The sequence below is a fragment of the Streptomyces sp. NPDC052101 genome (assembly GCF_040680235.1).
Lineage (GTDB): Bacteria > Actinomycetota > Actinomycetes > Streptomycetales > Streptomycetaceae > Streptomyces.
On the sequence record NZ_JBFAWH010000029.1, the window covers coordinates 73,931 to 81,607 of the forward strand.

Annotated in this window: 6 protein-coding genes; 1 reads left to right on the plus strand and 5 read right to left on the minus strand. The window is 71.6% G+C overall.

Annotated elements, in window-relative coordinates:
- Nucleotides 1-280: 280 nt before the first annotated feature.
- Genes mmsA through iolC form a run of 5 tightly spaced genes read right to left on the minus strand, consistent with a single transcriptional unit; the run spans nt 281 to nt 6,400 of the window.
- The gene (gene mmsA / locus AB0L75_RS35115; RefSeq protein WP_365189438.1) at nt 281-1,783 is read right to left on the minus strand and encodes a CoA-acylating methylmalonate-semialdehyde dehydrogenase; all 1,503 of its coding nucleotides are present in this window, start codon (nt 1,781-1,783) and stop codon (nt 281-283) included.
- A 13-nt stretch (nt 1,784-1,796) separates the two neighbouring features.
- Nucleotides 1,797-3,677, minus strand: coding sequence for a 3D-(3,5/4)-trihydroxycyclohexane-1,2-dione acylhydrolase (decyclizing) (iolD, locus tag AB0L75_RS35120; RefSeq protein WP_365189440.1), 1,881 nt, complete (start codon nt 3,675-3,677; stop codon nt 1,797-1,799).
- The gene (gene iolB, locus AB0L75_RS35125; protein ID WP_365189443.1) at nt 3,674-4,498 is read right to left on the minus strand and encodes a 5-deoxy-glucuronate isomerase; all 825 of its coding nucleotides are present in this window, start codon (nt 4,496-4,498) and stop codon (nt 3,674-3,676) included. The genes iolD and iolB overlap by 4 nt, the downstream gene beginning before the upstream one ends.
- A gap of 7 nt (nt 4,499-4,505) precedes the next feature.
- Nucleotides 4,506-5,453, minus strand: a complete 948-nt coding sequence (locus AB0L75_RS35130; RefSeq protein ID WP_365189446.1) for a deoxyribose-phosphate aldolase — start codon at nt 5,451-5,453, stop codon at nt 4,506-4,508.
- Nucleotides 5,450-6,400 carry a 5-dehydro-2-deoxygluconokinase gene (iolC, locus tag AB0L75_RS35135; protein ID WP_365189449.1) on the minus strand — a complete coding sequence of 317 codons (951 nt, stop codon included), beginning with the start codon at nt 6,398-6,400 and terminating at the stop codon, nt 5,450-5,452. The genes AB0L75_RS35130 and iolC overlap by 4 nt, the downstream gene beginning before the upstream one ends.
- 273 nt (nt 6,401-6,673) lie before the next feature.
- On the opposite strand from iolC, the gene AB0L75_RS35140 reads away from it, so the two are divergent.
- Nucleotides 6,674-7,543 (plus strand): helix-turn-helix transcriptional regulator, encoded by an 870-nt coding sequence (locus tag AB0L75_RS35140; RefSeq protein WP_365189459.1) that lies wholly within the window; start codon nt 6,674-6,676, stop codon nt 7,541-7,543.
- Nucleotides 7,544-7,677: the final 134 nt, after the last annotated feature.

Below are 7,677 nucleotides of genomic sequence, written 5' to 3' on the forward strand. Positions count from 1 at the left end.
CATAGAGAACCCCGACGAAAACCGGCGCGTCAATGGCCGTTTACCTTCGAAATCCGCACTTGCGGAAACCCTTATGGAACATCACATTCCCAGGTCGTGACGCCCTATGGGGGCATCCATCAAGCCCTGAGGGAATGTGACCTTGCTTTCGAAGGTCATCTCTGCTCAACCCCTTCGCCACCCGTTTCGTCCCGCGTAAACGGGAACCGCAGCTCTGGCGTCAAAAAAATGTCAGGCCGTCCGGAATTCGGACGGCCTGACGAGGGGTTCCTGCCTACGGTCAGTGGTTGCGCGGGAAGCCCAGGTCCACGCCCGCCGGGGCCTCGGACGGGTCGGGCCAGCGGGTGGTCACGACCTTGCCGCGGGTGTAGAAGTGCGTGCCGTCGTTGCCGTAGATGTGGTGGTCACCGAAGAGCGAGTCCTTCCAGCCGCCGAAGGAGTGGTAGCCCACCGGCACCGGGATCGGCACGTTCACGCCGACCATGCCCGCCTCGATCTCCAGCTGGAAGCGGCGGGCCGCGCCGCCGTCCCGGGTGAAGATCGCGGTGCCGTTGCCGAACGGCGAGGCGTTGATGAGGGCCACGCCCTCCTCGTACGTCTCCGCGCGCAGCACGCACAGCACCGGGCCGAAGATCTCGTCCTGGTAGGCCTTGGCGCTGGTCGGCACCTTGTCGAGCAGCGAGATGCCGATCCAGTGGCCGTCCTCGAAGCCCTCGACGGTGTAGCCGGTGCCGTCGAGCACGACCTCGGCGCCCTCGGCGGCCGCGCCCTCGACATAGGAGGCCACCTTGTCGCGGTGCACCTTGGTGATCAGCGGGCCCATCTCGGAGGTCGGGTCGTTGCCCGGACCGATCTTGATCTTCTCGGCGCGCTCGCGGATCTTCTCCACCAGCGTGTCGCCGATCGAGCCGACCGCGACGACGGCCGAGATCGCCATGCAGCGCTCGCCCGCGGAGCCGTAGGCGGCGCTCACCGCGGCGTCGGCGGCCGCGTCCAGGTCGGCGTCCGGCAGGACCAGCATGTGGTTCTTGGCGCCGCCGAGGGCCTGCACGCGCTTGCCGTTGGCGGAGGCGGTGGTGTGAATGTAGCGGGCGATCGGGGTCGAGCCGACGAAGGAGACGGCCTTGACGTCCGGGTGCTCCAGCAGCCGGTCCACGGCCACCTTGTCGCCGTGCACGACGTTGAAGACGCCGTCCGGCAGACCGGCCTCGGAGAGCAGCTCGGCGATCTTGATCGAGGCCGACGGGTCCTTCTCGGACGGCTTCAGCACGAAGGTGTTGCCGCACGCGATGGCGATCGGGAACATCCACATCGGGACCATCGCCGGGAAGTTGAACGGCGTGATGCCGGCGACGACACCGAGCGGCTGGCGGATCGCCGCCACGTCGACCCGGCTGGCGACCTCCGTGGACAGCTCGCCCTTCAGCTGCACGTTGATGCCACAGGCCAGGTCGACGATCTCCAGGCCGCGCGCGACCTCGCCGAGCGCGTCGGAGTGCACCTTGCCGTGCTCGGAGGTGATCAGCTCGGCGATCGCGTCCCGGTTGGCGTCCAGCAGCGCCCGGAACTTGAAGAGGATGGTGGTCCGCTGGGCCAGCGAGGACCGGCCCCAGGTCGTGAAGGCATCCTTCGCGGCCGCTACCGCCGTGTCCACCTCCTCCACCGAGGCGAACGCGACCTTCGTGGTGACCGCGCCGGTCGCCGGGTCGGTGACCGGCCCGTACGTGCCCGACGCGCCTTCGGCGGTCTTGCCGCCGATCCAGTGGTTGACGATCTTCGTCATGCCCAGAGACTCCTTATGACAGATGGCGGCGTCGGGTCGAGACGTGCCGTTCGTACAGCTCACGTGCCTTGACCGCGGACGGTCGGGTCGCGGTCTCGGCCACAGGAACATCCCACCAGGCCTGCGCCGGAGGCGCGCCCGACACAGTGTCGGACGTTTCGGTCTCCACGTAGACACATGTGGGAGTGTCGGCGGCCCGCGCCTCGGCGAGCGCCGCGCGCAGGTCCCGTACGGTCTTGGCACGCAGGACCCGCATGCCCAGGCTGGCCGCGTTGGCGGCGAGATCGACGGGCAGCGGGGCGCCCGTATAGGTCCCGTCCTCGGCCTGGAAGCGATAGGCGGTGCCGAACCGCTCGCCGCCCACCGACTCCGAGAGCCCCCCGATGGACGCGTACCCGTGGTTCTGCACCAGCAGCACCTTGATCGCGATCCCCTCCTGCACGGCGGTCACGATCTCGGTCGGCATCATCAGATAGGTGCCGTCGCCGACCAGCGCCCATACGTTCCGCTCCGGCGCGGCGAGCTTCACCCCGAGCGCGGCCGGGATCTCGTAGCCCATGCAGGAGTAGCCGTACTCCAGGTGGTACTGGTCCGCCGACCGCGCCCGCCACAGCTTGTGCAGATCGCCGGGGAGCGAGCCGGCCGCGTTGACGATGATGTCGGACTCGTCCACCAGGGCGTCCAGGGCGCCGATGACCTGCGGCTGGGTCGGCCGTACGTCGATCTCGCCGGCCTCGAAGCAGGCGTCGACGCGCTGCTCCCAGCGCTCCTTGTCCTCGGTGTACTCGGCGACGTACGGCTCCGCCACCCGGTGGCCGTGCATCACCAGCGCCTCGGTCAGCTCGCCCAGGCCGCTGCGGGCGTCGGCGACCAGCGGGAGTCCGGAGAGCTTGTGGCCGTCGAAGGGCGCGATGTTGAGGTTGAGGAAGCGGACGTCCGGGTTCTCGAAGAGGGTGCCGGAGGCGGTGGTGAAGTCGGTGTAGCGGGTGCCGACGCCGATCACCAGGTCCGCCGTGCGGGCCAGCTCGTCGGCGGTCGCGGTGCCGGTGTGGCCGACCCCGCCGACGTCCTGCGGGTGGTCGTGGTTCAGCGAGCCCTTGCCGGCCTGGGTGGAGGCGACCGGGATGCCGGTGGCCTCGGCGAACTCGGCGAGGGCCGCCTCGGCACGGCTGTGGTGGACCCCGCCGCCCGCGATGACGAGGGGCCGCCGCGCCCGGCGGATCGCCCGGACCGCCTCGGCCAGCTCGGTCGGGTCCGCGCCCGGCCGTCGTACCGTCCACACGCGCGTCGAGAAGAACTCCTCCGGCCAGTCGAAGGCCTCCGCCTGTACGTCCTGCGGCAGGGCGAGCGTGACCGCGCCGGTCTCCACGGGGTCGGTGAGCACCCGCATGGCCTGCAGGGCCGACGGGATCAGCGCCTCCGGCCGGGTGACGCGGTCGAAGTACCGCGACACCGGGCGCAGGGTGTCGTTGACCGACACATCGCCCGCGTAGGGCAGCTCCAGCTGCTGCAGCACCGGGTCGGCGGGGCGGGTGGCGAAGACGTCACCGGGCAGGAGCAGCACGGGGAGGTGGTTGATCGTGGCGAGGGCGGCGCCGGTGACCAGGTTGGTGGCGCCAGGGCCGATCGACGTCGTCACCGCGTGCGTGGACAGCCGGTTCGACTGGCGGGCGTAGCCGACGGCCGCGTGCACCATGGACTGCTCGTTGCGGCCCTGGTGGTACGGCATCGCCTCGGCGTACTCGATCAGCGCCTGGCCGAGCCCCGCGACATTGCCGTGGCCGAAGATGCCCCAGGTGGCGCCGATCAGCCGCTGTCGCTCGCCGTCGCGTTCGGTGTACTGGGCGGCGAGGAAGCGGACGAGCGCCTGGGCGACGGTCAGCCGGATCGTCATCGGTATCCCCCTGTGGTCTCGGTGTGGTCGGGGTGGAAGCAGATCCGCCACTCCCGCGTCTCCCCCGGGCCCGCCATGACGTTCAGGTAGTACATGTCGTGTCCGGGCTGGGCGATGGACGGGCCGTGCCAGCCGTCGGGGACGAGGACGACGTCACCGGAACGGACCTCGGCGAGGACATCGGAGCCGCCCTCGCGCGAGGGGAACACCCGCTGGTAGCCGAGCCCCTTCGGGCCGTCGATCTCGAAGTAGTAGATCTCCTCCAGCTCGGACTCCTCGCCCGGCCGGTGCTCGTCGTGCTTGTGCGGCGGGTACGAGGACCAGTTGCCGCCCGGGGTGATCACCTCGACGGCGATCAGCCTGTCGCAGTCGAAGGAGGCGGCGGAGGCGAAGTTGCGCACCCGGCGGGCGCAGCTGCCGCTGCCGCGCTGCTCGACGGGGACCTCCGGCGCGGGGCCGTAGCGGGCGGGGAGTCGTCGCTCGCACTTCGCTCCTGCCAGGGCGAAGCGGCCTCCCGCGCCGGAGGCGATCTGGACCCGGGTGTCCCGGGGAACATACGCGAAGTCGGAGACGTCCGCGAACACGCTGTCCCGGCCCCGGAGTTGGAACTCGTCGTCCTCAATTTGTACGGTACATCCGCCTTCCAGCGGAAGTACGATCCATTCACTGTCCCCGGTGGTGAAGGTATGGCTGCCGCCGGGCGCCAACTCGACGACACGCAGGCTGCTGTGTGTCCAGCCGGCCAACTTGGGATCGATGTCGACGGCGTACCGGTCGTTCGCGGTGGCGCCCTTGGGCAGATGCAGGTCGGTGCTGGTCATGCGGCCCTCACAGCAGTCCTACGGCGGTGTCCACGGCGGCGGCCACATCGCCGTCCGCCGGGTACAGCAGCGAGCGGCCGACCACCAGGCCGCGCACGGTGGGCAGTTGGAGCGCGCCGCGCCACTTCTCGTACGCGGCGACCTGGTCCTCGGGGGAGTCGCCGATGTCGCCGCCGAGCAGCACGGCCGGCAGCGTGGAGGTCTCCATGACCCGGGCCATGTCGTCGGGGTCCTCGGTGACGGGCACCTTCAGCCAGGTGTAGGCGGAGGAGCCGCCGAGGCCGGAGGCGATGGCGATGGACTTGGTGACCGCCTCGGCCGACAGGTCGTTCCTGACCTTCCCCTCGGGGGTGCGGCGGCTGAGGAACGGCTCCACGAACACCGGCAGCCGGCGCGCGGCCATCTCGTCGATGGCGCGGGCGGTGGACTCCAGCGTGGTGAGCGAGCCGGGGTCGTCGTAGTCGATGCGCAGCAGCAGCTTGCCCGCGTCGAAGCCGAGCCGCTGGATGTCCTCGGGGCGGTGGCCGGTGAAGCGGTCGTCCAGCTCGAAGCTGGCGCCCTGCAGTCCGCCCCGGTTCATGGAGCCCATGACCACCTTGTGGTCGAGGGCGCCGAGCAGCAGCAGGTCGTCGAGGATGTCGGCGGTGGCGAGCACGCCGTCGACGCCGGGCCGGCTCAGTGCCAGGCACAGCCGTTCCAGCAGGTCGGCGCGGTTGGCCATGGCGAGCCTGCGGTCGCCGACACCGAGCGCGCCGCGCGCCGGGTGGTCGGCGGCGACGATCATCAGCTTGCCGTTCTCGTCGAGCAGCGGGCGGCGGGCCCGGCGGGCGGCGGCCTCGGCGATCGCCTCGGGGTGGTGGGTGCGGATGCGGACGAGGTCGGCCACGTCGACGCGGGGGTGCCGGCCGGCGTCCCCGCCCTCGGTGTGCGTGCCCGTGACCCGGCCGGCCCTCACAGCACCGCTCCGGCGTCGAGCGCGGCGGCCACCTCGTCCGGGGTGGGCATCGCCGAGGAGCATTCCAGACGGGAGGCGACGATGGCGCCGGCCGCGTTGGCGTGCCGCATGATCGTCTCCAGGTCCCGGCCTTCGAGAAGGCCGTCGCAGAGGGAGCCGCCGAAGGCGTCTCCGGCGCCGAGGCCGTTGAGGACGGTGACGGGGAGGGGCGGGACCTCGGCCGACTCGCCCCTGCTGTTCACGGCGAGTACGCCCTCGGGCCCCTGTTTGACCACGGCGGTCCCGACCCCGGCGTCGAGCAGCGCGCGGGCGGCGGCATGCGGCTCGCGCACCCCGGTGGCGACCTCCACCTCGTCGAGGTTTCCGACGGCGACGGTGGTGTGCTTCAGGGCCTCGGCGTAGAAGGGGCGGGCCGCGTCGGGGTCCTTCCAGAACATCGGACGCCAGTCGAGGTCGAAGACGGTGATGCCGGACCTGGCCCGGTGGGCGAGGGCCGCGAGGGTGGCCGTACGGCTGGGCTCCTCGCTCAGGCCGGTGCCGGTGACCCAGAAGACACGGGCCTCGCGGATGGCGTCGAGGTCCAGCTCGTGGGCGTCGATCTCCAGGTCGGGCGCCTTGGGCTGCCGGTAGAAGTAGAGCGGGAAGTCGTCCGGCGGGAAGACCTCGCAGAAGGTGACCGGGGTCGGCAGGCCGGGGACCGGGGTGACCCAGCGGTCGTCGACGCCGAAGCCGCGCAGCGCCTCGTGCAGATAGCTGCCGAACGGGTCGTCGCCCGTCCGGGTGATCACGGCGGTGCGCCGGCCGAGCCGGGCCGCGGCGACCGCGACGTTCGTCGCCGACCCGCCGAGGAACTTGCCGAAGGACGACACCTGGGCGAGCGGCACACCGGTTTGCAGCGGGTAGAGGTCCACTCCGATCCGCCCCATGGTGATCAGGTCGTAGGCCATCGGCTTCCCTTCGTCATGGCTCTTCCCGGCTTTCTAGTCCCGTACGCCGAACCCTGTCAATAGTTTGTCCAGACATTCGGACCAGCCCTGGTGTCGCTTTCTCCTCACTGTCCCGTATCCGGACCGGATCGGCGCCCGGCCTCACGGGGCCGCCCGAGCCTCTACGGCGTCGCCCGTGGCGCTCGTAGCATGGGCGCCGTGCTGACCGTGCCTGCTCGGCCCCATCCGGCGTTACGGCCGGGAGTGATCAGTTATCGCGGGATACGGGTGACCCTGGACCGGCCGCGGCGGCGACTGGAGGCGCCGATCGGGGCGGCCACGCTGCTGCTGGGCTTCGAGGCGCCGCTGCGCATCACGCGCGCGGGGCGGCCCCCGGTGAACCTGGTGTCCCTCGTCAACGGGCTGACCACCGCGCCCGCCCTCGGTGAACACGCGGGCCGTCTCTCCGGCATCGAGGTGCTGCTCGCGCCATGGACGGCGTTCACGCTGTTCGGCACGGAGCAGTACGAACTGGCCAACCGCTCGCTGGATCCGGACGAGTTGGCCGACTCGGCGGGTCTGCCGCTCGGCGACCTCGCCGCCGCGCTCGCCGCGCTGCCCGGCTGGCCGGAGCGGTTCGCGCTGCTCGACCAGGTGCTGCTGGAACGGCTCCGCGCGGGCCCGCCCGCGTCCGAGCGGGTGGTGTACGCCTGGTCGCTGCTGCGGCGCAGCGCCGGCCGGCTTCCGGTGCCCCGGCTGGCCGAGGAAGCGGGCTGGAGCGTACGGCACCTGGAGAACCGCTTCCGGGAACAGATCGGCCTGCCCCCGAAGGCGGCGGCCCGGGTGCTGCGGATGCAGCGGGCCCGGCGGCTGCTGGCCGCGGGACACGGGCAGGCGGAGACCGCGGCGCTGTGCGGGTACTACGACCAGGCCCATTTCAGCGGCGAGTTCAAGGCCATGACCGGCTGCACGCCCGGGGAGTTCCTGGCGGCCCGGCGGCTGCCGGCCGCGAGCGCGGCGGCCGACCGGATGGCGGGCGAGGCGACGAGCCTGGTGCTCGGCCCCGACCGCGGTGCGCTTTTCTCCAAGACCCGCGGGGGCCGGGCCCGGCACGCTGTGCACCCGGCCCTGCCCCTGGGGGAAGCGGGGGCGTCCGGCGGTTAGGGCCTGTCGTCGGATTCCCGTCGTCCGCCCGGAGGGCGGGCCCCGCGGCGTCTGGTGCGTGCAGCTGCAAGGCGGAGGAGGGAGTCGACGGTGGGGGTCCCCCCGCGCGAGCGCAGTCGAGCGCGGGGGAGCGT